Here is a 16,433-nt window from a genome sequence, read left to right as displayed (position 1 = left end):
AAAAGGAAGGAAGCCCGCAGTCTGTGCCTTTCCGTCTTCAGCAAAAACCGGCATGATCCATAATCAGTTTCAATGGAATCTTGATAATCATGGACCGGATCGGCGATATCGGCCTGTTCCTGCGCGTGCTCGACCTGGGCTCGATCAGCGCCGCGGCACGCAGCCTGGACCTGTCGGTGGCGGTGGCCAGCCAGCGGCTGCAGCGGCTGGAACGTGAGCTGGGCGTGCGCCTGCTGCATCGCACCACGCGGCGGCTGCATGCCACCCCGGAAGGCGTCGTGCTGGCCGAGCAGGGGCGCGCGCTGGTGGACGACCTGGAAGCGCTGGGCACCTCGTTGCGGCAGGCTGGCACCGGGGTGTCGGGCACGCTGCGGGTGACTACTTCGTCCTCGTTCGGGCGGCTCTATATCTCGCCGCTGTTGCCGGAATTCCTGGCGCAGCATCCCGGGCTGACGCTGAGCGTCAACCTGACCGACAACGTGCTGGACCTGGTCAGCGCGGGTTTCGACCTGGCCATCCGCATCGGTGCGCTGGACGATTCGACGCTGGTCGCGCGGCGGCTGGCCAATAATCGGCGGCTGCTGTGTGCCGCGCCGGACTACCTGCGCCGGCGCGGCACGCCGCGCACCCCGCAGGACCTGGCGCAGCACGATTGCCTGGTGCTGGTGGGCAGTCAGGGCCGGCAGGATGTCTGGCGCCTGGGCGATGGTGCCGGCGGTGAAATTGCCGTGCGCGTGCGTGGCCGGATCGAGGCCAATAGCGGCGAGCTGTTGTCCGATGCGGCGCTGGCGGGCTTTGGCATCGCCCTGCATTCCACCTGGCATGTCTGCGCCGACCTGCGCGCCGGGCGGCTGGTGCAGGTGCTGCCCGATTACCCGCTCGCCGACACCGGCATCTACGCCGTGATGCCGCAGCGGCGGCTGGTGCCGCCGCGCGTGCGCGCCTTTGTCGATTTCCTGGCCCGGCGCTTCGGCGACAACCCGCCGTGGGAGCAACCCGACGGCGGGTGAGCCGGCCCGCCCTAGGCAGGCGGATGCGCCGCCGCGCGCCGGTAGTCGCCCGGCGTCATGCCGGTCCAGCGGCGGAAGGCGCGGAAGAACGAGTTGGCATCGTCAAAGCCGAGCCGGAACGCGATTTCTCCCAGCGACAGCGCGCCCCCGGCCAGGTAGCCGCCAGCCAGGTCGCGGCGCGCTTCCTCGCACAGCGTGCGAAAACTCGTGCCCGCCGCCATCAGCCGGCGCTGCAGCGTGCGCTCACTGATGTCCAGGTGGCGTGCCACCGCGGCCAGGCTGAGGGCGCGCTCGCCGGCCAGCGCCTGCAGGGCCGCGCGCACATCGTCCAGCGAAGCGGACGCCGGCCGCGCTTCGCGCGTGGCGTGGCCCGCGCCGGCCGGTCCGCTGCGCACGCGGGCAGCCAGGCGCAAGGCCAGGTCGCGGCGGCCGAACACGATGGCGTCTTCCGGCTCGCCAAAGCGCACCGGGCAATCGAATGCCTCGGTATAGCGCAGGTGCCAGTCCGGCTGGCCGATGCGCAGCGACACCCGCAGCGGATGCAGCGGCTTGCGCGTGAACTGGCGCCCAAAGGCCAGCAGCGAGCACAGCTCCATGTCGATGCGCGGGCGGGTGTCGGGCGCCTCGGGGTCGCTCGGGCGGATGCAGACCCAGGCTTCGTCGCCCTGGCGGCGCAGTTCGATGCGGTCGCCGGCGAGCAGCTTCTGGTAGCGCGCAATGCGCCGCAGCGCGGTGCCCAGCGACGGCCCGGCCATGGCCGTCAGGCCCGCCAGCCCGAGCAGGTCGGTCTGCATTCGGCTGCCCAGCCACAGGCCGATGGTTGGATCGCCGGTGGCACGGTAGACCGCGCAGAGCACGTGGCAGGCCTGTTGCGGGCCGGCCGCCGGCATGGTGGGTCTGAGGTCGCTGGGTTCGGAGTCGGTGTCGGATTCCGGGGCAGGCGCGAGTCCCGATACGTCGTAGCCGCCGTCACGCAGTGCGTGCAGCAGGTCACGAGGCAACGGCCCGGCCTGGATAGGCTCTTGTTGTGTCATTGTCATTATCTGGCTGGCAAGTTGGCGCAAGTGCGCCAGTGCAGCCCCCGGTAACAATGAGATTACGCGGTGCCGGTGCCCCCTTCAAGGGCATGCGGGGGGACGAAGTGTGGCCTGGGCAGCGCAGCGGCGTGCTGGCGGCGGGGGTGCCGCACCGTTGCCGGGTTCCGGGGCGCGTGCAACCCGTTGCCTAAAATTTGGGCGCTCCGGTGGGTTGCCGCACAGACCGGGGCTTTCGGGGAGTGTAGAGCCAGGATATCCACAGATTCTGTGGATATCACGCGCAGGTTTTCAACATGGGTTTATGCGGCTGCCGCCAAGCGCCGGATGCAGGTATGCTGGTTGGTTTGAGGGCGCGGCGTCTTGCCTGGCCGCGCCGTCATCGTGTGGCATCCATGCCGGATTTGCCGCCATCGTGCCGCCAACACCCGCTGTTGGCCCAATTGCGACTCTACCTGCCCGCCGCCATGCGCCATGACCGGTCGTCCGCAGTCCTGCCTCGCCTTGCCTTGTTGCCGATGCTTGCCGCCGCACTCGCGCTGTCCGGCTGCGTGGCGCAATACCGGGTGCCTGCCGGCGCCCCGGCCGCCAGCGTGCGGCTGCTGACCAGCACCGACGACAACACTTCGTTCACCGTGGTCGATCCGGCCAAATGCCCGGTGCCCGCGCGGCCGCTGGTACTGGCGGGAACCGGCAGGCAGTTGTCTGCGATGGGACGGGACCGGAGCCTGGACATGGCCGGGCGCTCGCCCGAGCCGCCGGCGCGCACGCGCGAGCGGCTGGTGGAGGCGGGCAGGCGCATCTATGTGGCGGTGACCTCGGCAGCGGCGCCGCCGCTGCCTGAGCTGCGTTGCGCGGCGGGCGTGTCATTCGTGCCGGTTGCCGGCGGCCAGTATGAGATCCGCTACCAGCGGGACGAGACCGCGAGCCAGTGCTCGGCACAGGTATTGCGCATGCAGCCGCTGGCCGACGGCGGCGCGCGCCTGACGGCGGAGCCGACCCAGCAGGGCTTCAGGGCGCTGCGCAAGGACTATGTCTGCCAGGCGCTGTGACGCGCCCGGCAGACCGATGGGGCCATCGATTGAAGCGGGCGTTTGAGGCAGGCGCCCGCTGGCCGCGCAGGCGGCTTACTGCTCGATCAGGAAACGCTCAGGGCGCTTGCCCAGCCACGCCGGCGCGCGGCCGCGGCCCGACCAGGTCTTGCCGGTCTTGGGGTCCATGTACTTCGGCGGCAGGGCGGATGCGGGCTTCTTGGCGCTCGAACCAGCCGGGCGGCCGCGCTTGCGACGGGGCAGGATGTCTTCGGCGGTCAGGCCGTATTCAGTCATCAGATCCCGGATTTTGTCGATCACGCCGGCGACTTCCGTCGCACGCACTTCATTCAGCTTGGCTTCCAGCGCTTCCTTCTCAGCCAGGAGTTGCTTGTATGTCGCCATTTATATCCCCTTTCTGCAAATAGGCCGCTGCATGGTACTAGAAGTTGTGGTGTCGGTTCACCTAAAAAAATTTTACAAAAAATAACGGAGATTGCACGGACTGATTGTTTGCGGGCCTGAATTGACGGTTGTACAGCCCACGACGCAGCCGGTATTGGGCTGTTCATGGCCCGTTTTGCCTGCTTTTAAGGACAATGAAAATACGCACAAGCGGGGGCTTTAGCGCCTAGACTGCTTGTCTGCGCCCGGCGCAGCCCCCCTGACACGACTACCGGAGCCCCTGATGAGCCAGCAGATCTTTGTCAATTTGCCCGTCCGCGACCTGCAAAAGTCGATTGCCTTCTTTACACAGTTGGGTTTTTCCTTCAATCCGCAATTTACCGACGACACTGCCACCTGCATGATCGTCGGCGAGAACATTTTCGTGATGCTGCTGACGGAAGCCAAGTTCCGCAGCTTCTCGCCCAATGAAATCTGCGATGCACGGAAATCGACGGAGGTGCTGGTTTGCCTGTCGATGGAAACCCGCGCGCGCGTGGATGAAATGGTCAATGCCGCGGTCGCGGCGGGTGGCAATACCTACAAGCCGCCGATGGATTTGGGATTCATGTACGGGCATGGATTCCAGGATCCGGATGGCCATGTCTGGGAACTGGTGTACATGGATATGGCCGCAATGCAGGCCGGGCAATGAAGGCGATTTAGCGAAACCCCATTCACCATCCGCGGGACCTTTCAAGCCAGCCACCAAAAAAAACAGCCCGGGAAAGCAGGAAGCCCGGGCTTGAAATCCACCTGGATCACGGTGGAGGAGACATCTGGTTGTCAGCGTCCCGGGCGTGGCGCCCTGGACGCGGCAGTAGGTTTCGGCAGGATCAGATGGCCCAGCCCCCGGCATAGAACGCAGCCAGCACCACCGCGATGGCCACCGTGCCGACATTGAGCTTGCGCCATTCGCCGGCCACCACGCGGCCCACCACCAGGGTGCAGAAGCCCAGCATGATGCCGGTCACGATATTGCAGGTCAGCACGATGAACACGGCGCAGACCAGGCCAGCCATCGCGTCGACCATGTCGTCCATGTGCAGGCGGCTCACGCTCGACAGCATCAGCAGGCCGACGTACATCAGCGCCGGCGCGGTGGCGTACGACGGCACCAGCCCGGCCAGCGGCGAGAAGAACATCACCGCCACGAACAGCAGCCCCACCACCACCGCGGTCAGGCCGGTCTTGGCGCCGGCGACCACGCCGACGGTCGACTCGATATAGGCTGCGGCCGGAGCGCCGCCGAACATCGCCGAGAAGATCGAGCTGACCGAATCCGCGGTCAGCGCGCGCCCGCCGTTGTGGATATGGCCGGCGGCATTGAGCTGGCCGGCTTGTCCGGCGACCGCGCGGATCGTGCCGGTGGCATCGAACACCGCGGTCATCACCAGCGCCAGCACGCTCGGCAGCACCGCTGCCGTCAGCGCGCCGCGCACGTCCATCGCGCCGATCAGCGATTCATGGCCGGGTGCGCTCAGCGACGGCAGCGCGAACACGCCGGTGAACTTCACCGCCGGGTCGAAAGCCAGGCCCAACGCGGAGATCGCGATGATCACCAGCAGGATGCCGCCCGGCACCTTGCGGCGCTCCAGGCCGAAGATCGAGGCCAGGCCCAGCACCGACATCACCACCGGGAACGAAGTGATCTTGCCCAGCGACACCGGCAGGCCGGGGTGAGCGTTCTTGACCACCAGGCCGACTTCATTCGAGGCGATCAGCAGCAGGAACAGGCCGATGCCGATGCCGGTGCCGTGCGCCACGCCGGCCGGCAGGTTGCGCAGGATCCAGGAGCGCACGCCGGTGACGGAGATCGCGGTGAAGATCACGCCCATCAGGAACACGGCGCCGAGCGCGACCGCCGGCGACAGGCCCTGCCCCAGCACCAGCCCGAAGGCCATGAATGCGGTCAGCGAGATGGCGCAGCCGATGGCGATCGGCAGCTTGGCCCACAGGCCCATCAGCAGGGAGCCGAAGGCGGTGGTCAGGCACACCGCGACAAAGACCGCACTGGTGTCGAAGCCGGCCTTGCCCAGCATGCCGGGCACGACAAAGACGGCGTAGACCATCGCCATGAAGGTGGTCACCCCGGCGACCACTTCCTTGCGCTGGGTGCTGCCGCGTGCCGTGATCTCGAAAAACGCGTCGAGCCGGCTCCGGACTTCGGGGACTTGGGGGCGTGCGGCATCGGCTTCCGTCGCGGGCGACGGATAGGGCTGTTCGATCATGATGAGCTGTCTCCTTGCGGGCGCTGCAACGTCCGTCGTACGGACTGTCGTCAGGCGTGTCTCACGTGGTTCTGGTCTGGGCTGGAGGCGCAAACCTGGCCAACCCGCTGTTATCGGTGTGCCGCTTGTCGGTGCCTCTGTGGGCGCGATCCGGGCAAGGCTGAAGGCTAGATGACCACGCGCCATGCATCATCACCGGCAGGCAATGCGCGGCATGTGCATCGAGGAATATCGAATGTGACGATTGAGCGCCTTAAATTGGCGGATTGGCATCAGGTGGCGCTTGCGGCAGGTGGCCGTTATCACGCACCCCATATACGGCCTATAGGTACAGACCCGGATGATTCAGGCGCAACTTCTCTATACTAGGGATAACCCTGAACTGCCTCCCGATCCGGGCCGAACCACGGCTGGATGTGCTTCGTGAGGCGCAACAACTTCCATCCCAACCGGAAAGGATATTCGCCATGCAAGTACTCGCCGACACCCTCTATCGCCAGCCCGCCCAAGCCAAGGCATCGAAGCCCGCCGCGCAGCCGGCACGCGATGTTGCCTACTACGCCCGCGTGGGCGGCGGCCAATCGCTGGCCGCGCGGGTGCGCGCCTACTTTGCCCAGGGCTGGACCCTGTACGTAGCCAACGCCCGCGAAGCCGCGCCGATCCGCTGGCTGTAAGCGGGCCCGCTGCCTCAGTACATGCCGGTGCGGGCCATGAACGCGTCCAGCGTCCAGCCGCGCCCGAGCAGCAGCATGCGCGTATGCAGGCCCTCACGCACTGGCGCGTCGACGGCCTGGCCCAGCCAGGTCAGCGTCTTGTGGCGCAAGTCCACGTAGCCCATCGGGTAATCGGCGGCCAGCGCCTGCCATAGGGCGTTGGCGCCGGCCGACTGGCGCGCCCCGCTCAGCAGGCACAGCCCGCCGTCCAGCGCCCAGCGGTACAGCGCCCGAGCCATGCCGCGGCGCTGGTAAGCGGGCGCAAACTTTGTGTGCGGCGCCCGTACCCATGGGTCGGCCCTGCGGCCGACCTCGATCAGCCGGTTGAAGACCGTATAACCGGCCAGCCGGCGCTGCATCACATCTTCCACATACACGTAGTACTCGCCGTCGGCCTCGCGATAGCGCAGGCGCAGGCCCGGCGCGCCCGCGGGCAGCGCCGGCATCGCATGCAGGCGGTCGCCGGGTTGGCCGATGCGGTCGTGCAGGGCACGCAGCTCGCGTTCGATATCGCCCGGCGCCAGCTCGACGTCGATGCGCAGTTCGAGCGCGCGCGGCAGGGCCGGCACCGGCAGGCGCAGGGCATGGATATTCACCATGGCACGACTCCACCGGGCTCAGGGATTGAGGATCAGGTAGAGGGCGGCAAGCGCCACCATGGCGCAGAAGGTATGGCGGTAGAGCGGGGACATGTCTGGCTTTCTCCTGGCTGCATGATCAAGCGGGTGCCGGGTGGCATCCGCGACATGGGCCGTGCGGGAAAGCTCAGGACTGGAGGGTGGCGCCCCGAGCTGCCCGCACGGCCAGGAAAAGCACGGCGCGGCGGACCTGGGCGTACGCGTGGAAGCGGTCGGCCAGGTCGATGGCGATGCCCGGGCGCTGCGCGGCGCGCACGCCTGCCGCCGGCAGGGCCGGGCGGTTCAGGGTGGCGAAGCGGGCAGTGCGAAGCATGGGGTCGGGGCGCGAAAGAATCGGGGAACATTGCTTATGCCACACTTCGCGAGCAATGTCCAGGCAAGTTGCCGGCTTCCGCGTTTAACTCCGTTCTACTTCGTCGTCGTCGTGGCTATTGCCGGCCCGCCACCCACAGCTCGGCCACCCTGTAATTGTGAACACTGTCTACATGTACTAGACTCGGAAGCATCGTTCACCGGCCTTCTTGCAGGAGCCAAGATGACGACTTCCCCCATTCCCGAAACCGACACCGGCCCCGTCAGGCTGCTGGTTGCCACCACCAAGGGCGCCTGGTTCCTGACCAGCGACGCCGCGCGCCGCAGCTGGCAGATCGAGGGCCCGACGTTTCTCGGCCATACCATCCACCATATCGTGCAGGACCCGCGTGAACCGTCGCGCATGCTGATGGCGGCGCGCACCGGCCACCTGGGCCCGACCGTGTTCCGCTCCACCGACGGCGGCCGCAACTGGACCGAAGCCGCGCGCCCGCCCGCCTTCGACAAGGCGCCGGAGGGCGAGACCGGCCGCGTCGTCGACCACGTGTTCTGGCTCACGCCCGGCCATGCCAGCGAGCCCGGCACCTGGTATGCCGGCACCTCGCCGCAGGGCCTGTTCCGCAGCGCCGACCACGGCGCGACCTGGGAGCCGGTATCAGGCTTCAACGATCACCCGAACTGGCGCACCTGGACCGGCGGCGAGCAGGACGGCACGCCCGACGGCCCCAAGATGCATTCCGTGCTGGTCGATCCGCGCGACGCGCGCCACCTGTATATCGGCATGTCCAGCGGCGGCGTGTTCGAGAGCACCGACGGCGGCGCGGACTGGAAGCCGCTGAACCGCGGCAGCCTTGCCACCTTCCTGCCCGATCCCAACCCCGAATACGGCCAGGACCCGCACTGCATGCTGCAGCATCCCGCCGACCCGGACATCCTGTACCAGCAGAACCACTGCGGCATCTATCGTATGGACCGCCGCGAAGGCGTGTGGAAACGCATCGGCGAAGCCATGCCGGCGGAGGTGGGCGATATTGGCTTCCCCATCGTCGCCCACCGCCGTGATCCGCGCACGGTGTGGGTGTTCCCGATGGACGGCAGCGACGTCTGGCCCCGCGTCAGCCCGGGCGGCCGCCCGGCAGCGTATGTCACGCGCGATGCCGGCGAAACCTGGCAACGGCAGGACCGCGGCCTGCCGGCCGAGCAGGGCTGGTTCACCGTCAAGCGCCAGGCCATGGCCACCGACGGCCACGCGCCGGTGGGCGTGTACTTCGGTACCACCGGCGGCGAGATCTGGGCCAGTGCCGATGAGGGCGAGGGCTGGCAATGCATCGCCCGCAACCTGCCGCAGGTCTACGCGGTCACCGTGGCGCGCCCTGCCTGAATGCCATCAGCCGACCGGAGAACTTCCATGCAGGTCCGTATCGCGACGCCGCTCTTCTCTTATACCGGACAGCGCGAATACGTCGAGGCCCGTGGCGCGAGCATCGCCGAGCTGCTCGACGACCTCGACCGCCAGTTCCCCGGCATGCGCTTTCGCATCGTTGATGAGCAGGGCAAGCTGCGGCCGTATATCCGCGTCTTCGTCAATCGCACGCAGCTGATGCGGCTGGATGCGCCATTGAGGGAAACCGACGAGGTGCATATCCTGCAGGCACTGGCGGGCGGGTAAGCGCCCGGCTACAGCGCCTGCAGGTACGGCCACGGGTAGATGCCGCGGTCGTGCCCGTCGCTGAACACGATCTGCACGCCATAGCCCATTTCGCCGAGGGCGACGATTTGCGTGTCGCCTGGCCCGGCCTCCGAAGGCTTGCCGCGGCAGGCGGCGCAACGGCAGGCTGCACGCAAGCGGCCCGGGTCCAGCGACTGGCATTGGCCGTCTGGCCAGTAGACGCGCAGCGCGCCGTTGGCGCGGGAGAGCTCCAGGCGCGTGGGTACGACCATGCCGCCGCTCATGCATGACCTTCCGGCGCGCCGATCTGCGCCAGCGCAATGCGCACGGCCTTGCGTACCTCCGGATCGGCATCGTCGGCGGCTGCGGCAAGGGCCGGCACGGCTGCCGCATCCCGCAGGCTCCCCAGCGACAGCGCGGCCTCCTTGCGCAGGTTGCTGATGGCGTGGGCCAGCTGCTCCGTCAGCGGCACCAGCGCCGCGCGGTCATGCAGCTTGCCGAGAGCCCTGGCGGCCTGCACGCGGACCTGCCAGTAGCGGTCTTCCAGCGCGTCGATCAACGGGCCCACGGCTTCAGGGAATTTCAGTTTTCCCAGCGTCTGCGCGGCTTCTTCCCGCACCTGCCAGGCGCCGTCGCGCAGCGCCGCCAGCAACGCATCGCGCGCCGACGGGTCGGCAGCCAGGCCGAGCGCGCCGGCGGCGGCGCGCCTGACGTCGGTATCGGCATCGCTGGTCGCAGCCTGTGCCAGCGCGGGCAGGGCTTCGCTGCGCCTGAGCCAGCCCAGCACGGCCACGGCTTCGCGGCGCACCGGGGCGGCCGCGTCGGACAGTGCCGCCATGGCCGCATCGAAGCCTGCGGCATAGCGCAGCTCGCGCAGGCCGCGCCACGCGGCCGCCCGGACAAAGGGATCGCCGTGCGTGACCCACGGCAGCAGGGCGGCACCGGAGGCGGGCTCTTTCAGTTCCGACAGACCCTGTGCTGCCGCTTCGGCCACCTCGCGGCTGGGGTCGGCCAGTGCCGCGGCCAGCGCCGGGACGACCGCTTCGTGCTCCCAGCTGGCCAGCGTGCGCGCGGCTTCCGCACGCACGGATTCGGCAGGGTCCGATTGCAGGCGCTGCAGCAGCAGCGGCACGCCGTCTTCATCCTCCAGGTCGGCAAGTTGCAGCACGGCCACGCGTCGCACCGCGGGGTCGGGGTCGGCCAGGCGCAGCGCCAGCGCGCCGATGGCGGGATCGAGATCAAACAGGGATTCGTCAGGCAGGGTGGAAGCTTGCGGCATGGATGGCAGTCAGGTCGATAGCGGTCAGGCGGCGGTCGCGAGCGCGCTGGCCTGGGTGTGGTCGTGCAGCAGGTCGCGGCAGCGGCGCTTGAGCCGGATGAAATCGTCGTCGGTCATCAGCTCGGCGCGGCGGGGCCGCTCGAAGGGAATGGCGATACCTTCAAGGATGCGTCCGGGCCGTGGCGACATCACCAGCACGCGGTCGGCGAGGAACAGCGCCTCGTCGATGTCATGGGTGACGAAGACCACGGTGGTGCGCATCCGCGCCCAGACGTCGAGCAGCAGGGCTTGCATATGGGCGCGGGTCTGCGCGTCGAGCGCACCGAAGGGCTCGTCCATCAGCAGCACGCGCGGCCGGTTGATCAGCACGCGCGCAATCTCCACGCGCTGCTGCATGCCGCCGGAAAGCTGGGCGGGGTAGCGCTGCGCGAAGCCGCCCAGGCCGACCAGGTCCAGCAGGGCCTGCGCCTCGCGCTTGCGCTCGGCGGCGGGCACGCCCTGCATCTTCAGGCCGAAGGCGACGTTGTCGAGCACGCGCTTCCACGGGAACAGCGAGTGCTGCTGGAACACCAGCCCCCGCTCCGGCGCGGGGCCGCGCACCGGCGCCCCGTCGAGCAGGATCTCGCCCGCCGCCGCCGGCAGGTGTCCGGCGATGGCGCCCAGCAGCGTGGACTTGCCGCAGCCCGACGGCCCCAGGATGCAGACGAACTGCCCTGCGGGAATGTCGGTGGATAGCTGGTGCACGGCGGTGAAGGCGGCATCGCCCTGGCCCAGCGCCACATCCAGGCCGCGCACCTGCAGGCGGCCCGCGCGGATCGGTTGGCTCGTCATGCGCGCACCTGCTGCAGGCGGGTCCATGGCATCAGCCACGCGCCGACGCGCTTGATCATCGCGCTGCTGCCCATGCCGAAGGCACCGATCAGCAGCATGCCGACAACGATGTCCGCATAGTTCTGCAGGTTGTAGGCCTCCCACGTGTAGTAGCCGATGCCGTACTGGCCGGCGATCATCTCGGCGGTGACCAGGCAGAACCAGGACGTGCCCATGCCGATCGCCAGCCCGGTGACGATACTGGGCAGCGCCGCGGGCAGCAGCACCTCGGGGAAGACGGTCCAGCGACGCGCGCCCAGGCTGCGCGCCGTGGCGACCAGGCGCGGGTCGGTGCGCTCCACGCCGTGGATGGTGTTGAGCAGGATCGGGAACAGCGCCCCGATGAAGGTGATGAAGATCATGCTCAGCTCCGACGAGGGGAACATCAGGATGGCCAGCGGAATCCACGCCACGCCCGGGATCGGGCGCAGCACCTCCAGCGGCGGCAGCAGCAGGTCTTCCAGCCAGCGCGAGCGGCCGATCGCCATGCCGAGCACGATGCCCGCCACGGCCGCCGCGCCAAAGCCGGCAAACACGCGGTACAGGCTGTTGCCCAGGTGCAGCACCAGCTTGGGTGACTGCAGCAGCTGCCAGGCCGCGGGAACCACGTCGCTGGGCGCGGGCACGTTGGCGAAGGTGACGAGGCCGAGGTGGGCCCGGTGGGACGAGGCCAGCTGCCACAGCACGATGCAGCTGGCCAGCGCGGCCAGGCGCACCAGCCAGCGTGCCAGCCGCACGCGTGCCGCGCCCGGCGCCGCCGGTGCCACCGGGGGCGCCCCCGCTTCAAGGCTGATCGACGTCATGGGCGCGCTCCGCGTCAGTTGCTGGCCACGGCGACCGCGGCGCCGCTGACTGCGGCAAAGTCCCGCACGTTGCCGCCATTGGCCTTCGCCCAGCCATCCGCGGAGCCCTTGAGCAGGAAGGCGCTCACTTGCCCCTTGCCGTCCTGCACGTACCACGCCTTGCTGGCCAGCAGCTTCAGGCCGGTATTGCGGTCATGCACATACAGCACGCGCGCCTGCTTGCCCTCTTTTGCAGCCTGCCTGAGCGCGGCGAATGCTGCTGCCGGCGAGGCATAGGCGCGCACCCTGGACTCGCCCCGCAGCCACAGCTGCGTGGCCAGCTTCGGTTCGGCGATGGGCTTGCCGCTGCCCGCGTCCTTCGCCGCGAGGGGCTGTTTGTCGTAGGACTTCAGGCGCGCTTCATAGTCCAGGCCCTCCAGCCTGAAGGCTTCGCGGATGTAGCGCTCGTCGATCACAGTGTCGGCGCTGAGGTCGGCATCGGTGCGCTTGAGCAGCTTCAGCGTCTCGATCGAGGTCTGCAGCGCCTGGCGGTACTCCGGCTTCCAGGTGTAGTCGCGGTTCTGCAGGCCGAGCGGGCCATGGAACAGGTAGTCCACCTCGGCGTCGATGCCGGTCACCCGGGCAATCAGCTCGCTGTATTTCTCGGGCTCCGCCGCCATCAGGCGATCGGCCTCGATCGCGGCGCGCAGGTAGGCCACCACGATCTCCGGGTACTTCTGCGCGTACTCCGCGTTCACCAGTGCGCCGTGGAAGGTAGGTGCCTCGGCCTGGGCGCCGTCATAGATCTTGCGGGCAAAGCCGCGGAAGACAAAGAGCTCGGGGAATGGCACGAAGTTGGCATGGCCGTCCACCTTGTGTGCCTGCAGCGCCGAGCCGCCGACCTCGGGCGACTGCGACACCAGGGTCACGTCCTTGTCCGGGTCCCAGCCCTGGCGCTTGATCGCGCGCAGCAGCATGCCGTGCGCGGTGGAGCCGAACGGCACCGAGATGGTCTTGCCCTTGAGCTCCGCCAGCGACTGTACCGGAGAGTCCGCTGGCACCACGATGCCGTTGCCAGTGCCGATCGCGTTGCCCGACAGCGGCGCGATGAACAGGCTCTTCTTGCCGGCCTTCTGGAAGGCCGCGGCATTGAGCGAGCCGGGGAAATCCGCCATGGCGCCGATATCCAGCTTGTCGGCCACTATCTCGTTGGTCAGCGGCGGGCCGGAGGTGAAGTTCTTCCATTGCACGTCGTAGGTGACGTCCTTGTACTTGCCGGTGCGGGGCAGGTACTTGTCGAGCAGCTTCAGTTCGCGGATCAGCAGGCCGCCGGTGGCGCAGTTGATGGTGGTGTCCTGCGTGCCGATGGCAACGCGGATGGTTTCGGCACTGGCCGTGCCGGCCAGGCTGGCGGCGGCCAGTGCCAGGAGCAGGTGGATGCTGGTGGAGGCTTTCATGGGGTTATCTCTGTGGTGCTGTTGTCATGAAGCGGGGGCAATCAACGCAGCAGGTACGGGATCTCGACCCTGACCGCGCCCGTCGGGCAATCCTTCTCGCAGGGCATGCAGTACCAGCACTCGTCGAACTGCATGAATGCCTTGCCTTTGGTCAGGTCGATGGCCAGCAGGTCCATCGGGCAGACATCGACGCAGACCGTGCAGCCCTTGTCGGCAATGCACTTGTCTTCATCGATGGTGACCGGCGCGCTGCTGCGCTGGGCAATCTCATGCGGGGTGTAGGCCATGGCGTGGGTTCCTTCAGGCGGCAGCCAGGGTGGCGGGTTCGGCAGTGGCGGCCGTGGCGGCGGCCTGGCCGCGGCTGACGCGCAGNGCCGGGGGCGGCCCCCCAGCCGCTGGTAGGCGGTGGCGTCGTCGCCTGCCACCGGGACGATGTACGGTTCGATCGCGCGCTTGTGGCTGACCATGCGCCCGGCTTCATCCTTGCTCAGGTGCGTATGGCAGAACCAGTCCGCATCATTGCGCTGCGGATAGTCGACGCGATGGTGGTAGAGACCCCAGCGGCTCTCGGTGCGGAACAGGGAAGCACGTGCCGCCATCTCCGCGCAGTCGCGGATCGCCATCACCTCGACCGCACGCATCAGCTCGTGCGGATTGGCGGCGCGGATCTGGCCGATGTCCTCGGCGATCGCGTCAAAGCGCTGCAGGCCGATTTCCATCTTGCGTGTGACCTTGGGCGGCTGCAGGTAGTCGTTGACCATGCGGCGCAGCTTGTATTCCACCTGGGCGGGCGGCAGGCCACTCTCGCGCGCCAGCGGTGCGAACACGCGCGCGCGCTCCGCCTCGACCTGGGCCGCATCGGCTTCAGGCAGGCCGCGGCCGGCGACGTAGTCGGCCGCGTTGTGCCCGGCAAACCAGCCATAGGTGAAGGCGCCCAGCATGTAGTTGTGCGGCACGGCGGCCATGTCGCCGGCTGCGTACAGGCCCGGCACGGTGGTCTCGGCGCGCTCGTTCACATGCACGCCGGAAGCGCTGTGGCCGCTGCAGAAGCCGATCTCCGAGATATGCATCTCCACCATCTGCCTGCGGTAGTCGGTGCCGCGCCCGGCGTGGAACTGACCGCGGCTGGGCCGTTCGTTGGTGTGCAGGATCGTCTCGATGGTCTGGATGGTTTCTTCCGCCAGGTGGTCCAGCTTCAGGAACACCGGGCCGTTGCCGCCCTGGAGCTCCTGGTAGAACTCCCACATCATCTGGCCGCTCCAGTAGTCGCATTCGATAAAGCGCTCGCCCTTGCCGTTGGCGGTATAGCCGCCCAGCGGGCCGGTCACGTAGGCGCAGGCCGGGCCGTTGTAGTCCTTGATCAGCGGATTGATCTGGAAGCACTCCAGGTTGGCCAGCGCCGCGCCGGCGTGATAGGCCATGGCATAGCCGTCGCCGGCATTGGTCGGGTTCTCGTAGGTGCCCATCAGGTAGCCGGAAGCGGGCAGGCCCAGGCGGCCGGCTGCGCCGCAGCACAGGATCACGGCGCGCGCGCGGATCACGTGGAAGTCCGCGGTGCGGCAGTCGAAGCCCATCACGCCGCTGGCGGCGCCGCTGGCGTCGGTCAGCACGCGCGTGGCGACGATGCGGTTGGTGATCTCCACCCGCGCGCGCTTGAGCTGGCGGTACAGCACCTTCTTGACGTTGTGTCCTTCCGGCATCGGCAGCACATAGGAGCCCATGTGATGGACCTTCTTCACTGCGTAGTCGCCAGTCTCGTCCTTCTCGAACCTGACGCCCCAGCGATCCAGCTGCTCGATGGTGGCAAAGCTGTGGCGCGCGTAGGCATAAACGGTGGACTGGTCGACGATGCCGTCGTTGGCCACGGTGATCTCGCGGGTGTACTGCTCGGGCGTGGCGTGGCCGGGAATCACGGCATTGTTCAGCCCGTCCATGCCCATCGAGATGGCGCCGCTGCGCTTGACGTGCGCCTTGTCGAGCAGCAGCACGCGCAGCGCGGGGTTGCGTTCCTTGGCCTTGATCGCGGCCATCGGGCCGGCGGTGCCGCCGCCGACGACAACGATGTCGTATTCGTGAGTCAGGGTATTCATGCGGAGGGCTTCGCCTTGCTGGCTGGTTTGCGGGGCCGTGCGCGGCCGGCCGGGTTGGTGACGCTGGTGGCTGGCGCGGTCTTGTGCCGGTCTGCGCGCAGCCGGTACTGGAACGCGTCGCCGCGGAAGTAGAGAAACTCGTAATCGATCGGCGTGCCTTGCGCGTCATGGGTCAGGCGTTCGATGCGCAGCACCGGCGCGCCTTCCTGGATGCGCAGGGCCTGGGTCAGGTCGTCGTCGGCGAGGATGGCGTCGACACTCAGGTCGGCATGGCCGAGCTTCACGCCACAGTCGTTTTCCAGGATCAGGAAGATGTCGCGCATGGCCAGGTCGGCATTGAGCAGGCGGCGGCCGACGGCCTCGGGCACCCAGGTCAGCTCCAGCGACACCGGCTCGCGGTTGAGCAGGCGCACGCGCCGGATTTCCACCACCGGATCGCCTTCGCGCAGCCGCAGCTGCGTGGCAACGTGACGGCTGGCAGGTACGCATTTGCAGCTGCGTACCTGGTTCAGGATCTCGTAGCCCATGTTCGACATGGCTTCGGCAAAGCCTTGCAGCGAGGTCACGTTCTGGAAGGCGCGGGGCTTGGAGACGAAGGTGCCCTTGCCATGGATCTTGAAGATCAGCCCCTCCTTCTGCAGGTCGCCCAGCGCCTGGCGCACGGTGATGCGGCTGGCGCGAAAGCGCTCGCCCAGCTCGCTTTCCGACGGCATCTGGTGGTGCGGCGGATAGGTGCCGTCCAGGATGCGGGCGCGCAAGGCGTCCTTGATCTGCGTGTAAAGCGGCAGCGGGATCAGTGCCGGCATGGCTGCGGCGGCGGGGACGGATACCACGTTGGTCCGGGTCGTCATGGGGATCGACATAGCGTGTTAT

Annotated in this window: 18 protein-coding genes and 1 pseudogene; 6 read left to right on the top strand and 13 right to left on the bottom strand. The window is 68.0% G+C overall.

What is annotated here, in order from left to right; translation table 11 throughout:
* Positions 1-89 precede the first annotated feature (89 nt).
* Positions 90-1,010 (top strand): LysR family transcriptional regulator, encoded by a 921-nt coding sequence (locus CF68_RS22850; RefSeq protein ID WP_035823192.1) that lies wholly within the window; start codon positions 90-92, stop codon positions 1,008-1,010.
* A gap of 11 nt (positions 1,011-1,021) precedes the next feature.
* On the opposite strand, the gene CF68_RS22845 is transcribed toward CF68_RS22850, so the two are convergent.
* Complete coding sequence (locus tag CF68_RS22845) at positions 1,022-2,044, bottom strand: AraC family transcriptional regulator (RefSeq protein WP_235205859.1); 1,023 nt, start codon at positions 2,042-2,044, stop codon at positions 1,022-1,024.
* Between the two features lie 518 nt (positions 2,045-2,562).
* On the opposite strand from CF68_RS22845, the gene CF68_RS22840 reads away from it, so the two are divergent.
* Positions 2,563-3,096, top strand: coding sequence for a hypothetical protein (locus CF68_RS22840; protein WP_051591636.1), 534 nt, complete (start codon positions 2,563-2,565; stop codon positions 3,094-3,096).
* Between the two features lie 75 nt (positions 3,097-3,171).
* Here CF68_RS22840 and CF68_RS22835 read toward each other — a convergent pair whose 3' ends face one another.
* Positions 3,172-3,480, bottom strand: a complete 309-nt coding sequence (locus CF68_RS22835; RefSeq protein WP_010810880.1) for an H-NS histone family protein — start codon at positions 3,478-3,480, stop codon at positions 3,172-3,174.
* Between the two features lie 283 nt (positions 3,481-3,763).
* Here CF68_RS22835 and CF68_RS22830 point away from each other — a divergent pair, with 283 nt between their 5' ends.
* Positions 3,764-4,174 carry a VOC family protein gene (locus CF68_RS22830; protein ID WP_035823188.1) on the top strand — a complete coding sequence of 137 codons (411 nt, stop codon included), beginning with the start codon at positions 3,764-3,766 and terminating at the stop codon, positions 4,172-4,174.
* 181 nt (positions 4,175-4,355) lie between these two features.
* Here the strand turns inward: CF68_RS22830 and CF68_RS22825 are convergent, their stop codons facing one another.
* Positions 4,356-5,750 carry an NCS2 family permease gene (locus CF68_RS22825; RefSeq protein WP_035823187.1) on the bottom strand — a complete coding sequence of 465 codons (1,395 nt, stop codon included), beginning with the start codon at positions 5,748-5,750 and terminating at the stop codon, positions 4,356-4,358.
* A gap of 467 nt (positions 5,751-6,217) precedes the next feature.
* Between CF68_RS22825 and CF68_RS22820 the strand changes: the two genes are divergently transcribed.
* On the top strand, positions 6,218-6,424 hold the full coding sequence (locus tag CF68_RS22820; RefSeq protein WP_010810883.1) for a hypothetical protein: 207 nt from the start codon (positions 6,218-6,220) through the stop codon (positions 6,422-6,424).
* Positions 6,425-6,438: 14 nt separating this feature from the next.
* Here CF68_RS22820 and CF68_RS22815 read toward each other — a convergent pair whose 3' ends face one another.
* Both CF68_RS22815 and CF68_RS22810 read right to left on the bottom strand, forming a co-directional pair.
* Positions 6,439-7,062 carry a hypothetical protein gene (locus CF68_RS22815; protein WP_035823184.1) on the bottom strand — a complete coding sequence of 208 codons (624 nt, stop codon included), beginning with the start codon at positions 7,060-7,062 and terminating at the stop codon, positions 6,439-6,441.
* Between the two features lie 166 nt (positions 7,063-7,228).
* A complete protein-coding gene (locus tag CF68_RS22810; RefSeq protein ID WP_035823182.1) occupies positions 7,229-7,414 on the bottom strand; it encodes a hypothetical protein in 186 nt (61 codons plus the stop codon).
* Between the two features lie 222 nt (positions 7,415-7,636).
* On the opposite strand from CF68_RS22810, the gene CF68_RS22805 reads away from it, so the two are divergent.
* Together CF68_RS22805 and CF68_RS22800 are read left to right on the top strand one after the other, a co-directional pair.
* Entirely contained in the window at positions 7,637-8,794 is a 1,158-nt protein-coding gene (locus CF68_RS22805) for a glycosyl hydrolase (RefSeq protein ID WP_035823180.1), read from the top strand.
* Between the two features lie 27 nt (positions 8,795-8,821).
* The gene (locus CF68_RS22800; protein WP_035823178.1) at positions 8,822-9,082 is read left to right on the top strand and encodes a MoaD/ThiS family protein; all 261 of its coding nucleotides are present in this window, start codon (positions 8,822-8,824) and stop codon (positions 9,080-9,082) included.
* Between the two features lie 8 nt (positions 9,083-9,090).
* On the opposite strand, the gene CF68_RS22795 is transcribed toward CF68_RS22800, so the two are convergent.
* The 8 genes and pseudogenes from CF68_RS22795 to CF68_RS22765 form a co-directional block, all read right to left on the bottom strand.
* Complete coding sequence (locus CF68_RS22795) at positions 9,091-9,354, bottom strand: gamma-butyrobetaine hydroxylase-like domain-containing protein (RefSeq protein ID WP_035823310.1); 264 nt, start codon at positions 9,352-9,354, stop codon at positions 9,091-9,093.
* A gap of 8 nt (positions 9,355-9,362) precedes the next feature.
* On the bottom strand, positions 9,363-10,361 hold the full coding sequence (locus CF68_RS22790; protein WP_035823175.1) for a HEAT repeat domain-containing protein: 999 nt from the start codon (positions 10,359-10,361) through the stop codon (positions 9,363-9,365).
* 24 nt (positions 10,362-10,385) lie between these two features.
* Positions 10,386-11,192, bottom strand: a complete 807-nt coding sequence (locus CF68_RS22785) for an ABC transporter ATP-binding protein (RefSeq protein ID WP_035823173.1) — start codon at positions 11,190-11,192, stop codon at positions 10,386-10,388.
* The gene (locus CF68_RS22780) at positions 11,189-12,034 is read right to left on the bottom strand and encodes an ABC transporter permease (protein WP_035823170.1); all 846 of its coding nucleotides are present in this window, start codon (positions 12,032-12,034) and stop codon (positions 11,189-11,191) included. The genes CF68_RS22785 and CF68_RS22780 overlap by 4 nt, the downstream gene beginning before the upstream one ends.
* A gap of 14 nt (positions 12,035-12,048) precedes the next feature.
* The gene (locus tag CF68_RS22775) at positions 12,049-13,470 is read right to left on the bottom strand and encodes an ABC transporter substrate-binding protein (protein ID WP_035823168.1); all 1,422 of its coding nucleotides are present in this window, start codon (positions 13,468-13,470) and stop codon (positions 12,049-12,051) included.
* A 41-nt stretch (positions 13,471-13,511) separates the two neighbouring features.
* The gene (locus CF68_RS39200; RefSeq protein WP_010810893.1) at positions 13,512-13,757 is read right to left on the bottom strand and encodes a ferredoxin family protein; all 246 of its coding nucleotides are present in this window, start codon (positions 13,755-13,757) and stop codon (positions 13,512-13,514) included.
* 69 nt (positions 13,758-13,826) lie between these two features.
* Positions 13,827-15,560, bottom strand: a pseudogene (locus tag CF68_RS22770) (fumarate reductase/succinate dehydrogenase flavoprotein subunit); the annotation flags it as partial.
* Positions 15,557-16,411, bottom strand: coding sequence for a GntR family transcriptional regulator (locus CF68_RS22765; RefSeq protein ID WP_035823306.1), 855 nt, complete (start codon positions 16,409-16,411; stop codon positions 15,557-15,559). The pseudogene CF68_RS22770 and the gene CF68_RS22765, both read right to left, overlap by 4 nt.
* Positions 16,412-16,433 lie beyond the last annotated feature (22 nt).

Origin of the sequence: Cupriavidus sp. SK-4 (assembly GCF_000611125.1) — a bacterium.
Lineage (GTDB): Bacteria > Pseudomonadota > Gammaproteobacteria > Burkholderiales > Burkholderiaceae > Cupriavidus > Cupriavidus necator.
Note: the sequence above shows the minus strand (reverse complement) of the source record. Positions and strands in the feature narration are given on the sequence as shown.

Excerpts from the sequence above, each read along its gene's own strand:
- CF68_RS22805 (WP_035823180.1), top strand. The coding sequence starts at position 7,637 with ATGACGACTTCCCCCATTCCCGAAACCGACACCGGCCCCGTCAGGCTG.
- CF68_RS22835 (WP_010810880.1), bottom strand. The coding sequence starts at position 3,480 with ATGGCGACATACAAGCAACTCCTGGCTGAGAAGGAAGCGCTGGAAGCC.
- CF68_RS22830 (WP_035823188.1), top strand. The coding sequence starts at position 3,764 with ATGAGCCAGCAGATCTTTGTCAATTTGCCCGTCCGCGACCTGCAAAAG.
- CF68_RS22840 (WP_051591636.1), top strand. The coding sequence starts at position 2,563 with ATGCTTGCCGCCGCACTCGCGCTGTCCGGCTGCGTGGCGCAATACCGG.
- CF68_RS39200 (WP_010810893.1), bottom strand. The coding sequence starts at position 13,757 with ATGGCCTACACCCCGCATGAGATTGCCCAGCGCAGCAGCGCGCCGGTC.
- CF68_RS22845 (WP_235205859.1), bottom strand. The coding sequence starts at position 2,044 with ATGACACAACAAGAGCCTATCCAGGCCGGGCCGTTGCCTCGTGACCTG.
- CF68_RS22810 (WP_035823182.1), bottom strand. The coding sequence starts at position 7,414 with ATGCTTCGCACTGCCCGCTTCGCCACCCTGAACCGCCCGGCCCTGCCG.
- CF68_RS22775 (WP_035823168.1), bottom strand. The coding sequence starts at position 13,470 with ATGAAAGCCTCCACCAGCATCCACCTGCTCCTGGCACTGGCCGCCGCC.
- CF68_RS22785 (WP_035823173.1), bottom strand. The coding sequence starts at position 11,192 with ATGACGAGCCAACCGATCCGCGCGGGCCGCCTGCAGGTGCGCGGCCTG.
- CF68_RS22825 (WP_035823187.1), bottom strand. The coding sequence starts at position 5,750 with ATGATCGAACAGCCCTATCCGTCGCCCGCGACGGAAGCCGATGCCGCA.
- CF68_RS22850 (WP_035823192.1), top strand. The coding sequence starts at position 90 with ATGGACCGGATCGGCGATATCGGCCTGTTCCTGCGCGTGCTCGACCTG.
- CF68_RS22820 (WP_010810883.1), top strand. The coding sequence starts at position 6,218 with ATGCAAGTACTCGCCGACACCCTCTATCGCCAGCCCGCCCAAGCCAAG.
- CF68_RS22790 (WP_035823175.1), bottom strand. The coding sequence starts at position 10,361 with ATGCCGCAAGCTTCCACCCTGCCTGACGAATCCCTGTTTGATCTCGAT.
- CF68_RS22815 (WP_035823184.1), bottom strand. The coding sequence starts at position 7,062 with ATGGTGAATATCCATGCCCTGCGCCTGCCGGTGCCGGCCCTGCCGCGC.
- CF68_RS22800 (WP_035823178.1), top strand. The coding sequence starts at position 8,822 with ATGCAGGTCCGTATCGCGACGCCGCTCTTCTCTTATACCGGACAGCGC.
- CF68_RS22795 (WP_035823310.1), bottom strand. The coding sequence starts at position 9,354 with ATGGTCGTACCCACGCGCCTGGAGCTCTCCCGCGCCAACGGCGCGCTG.
- CF68_RS22780 (WP_035823170.1), bottom strand. The coding sequence starts at position 12,034 with ATGACGTCGATCAGCCTTGAAGCGGGGGCGCCCCCGGTGGCACCGGCG.
- CF68_RS22765 (WP_035823306.1), bottom strand. The coding sequence starts at position 16,411 with ATGACGACCCGGACCAACGTGGTATCCGTCCCCGCCGCCGCAGCCATG.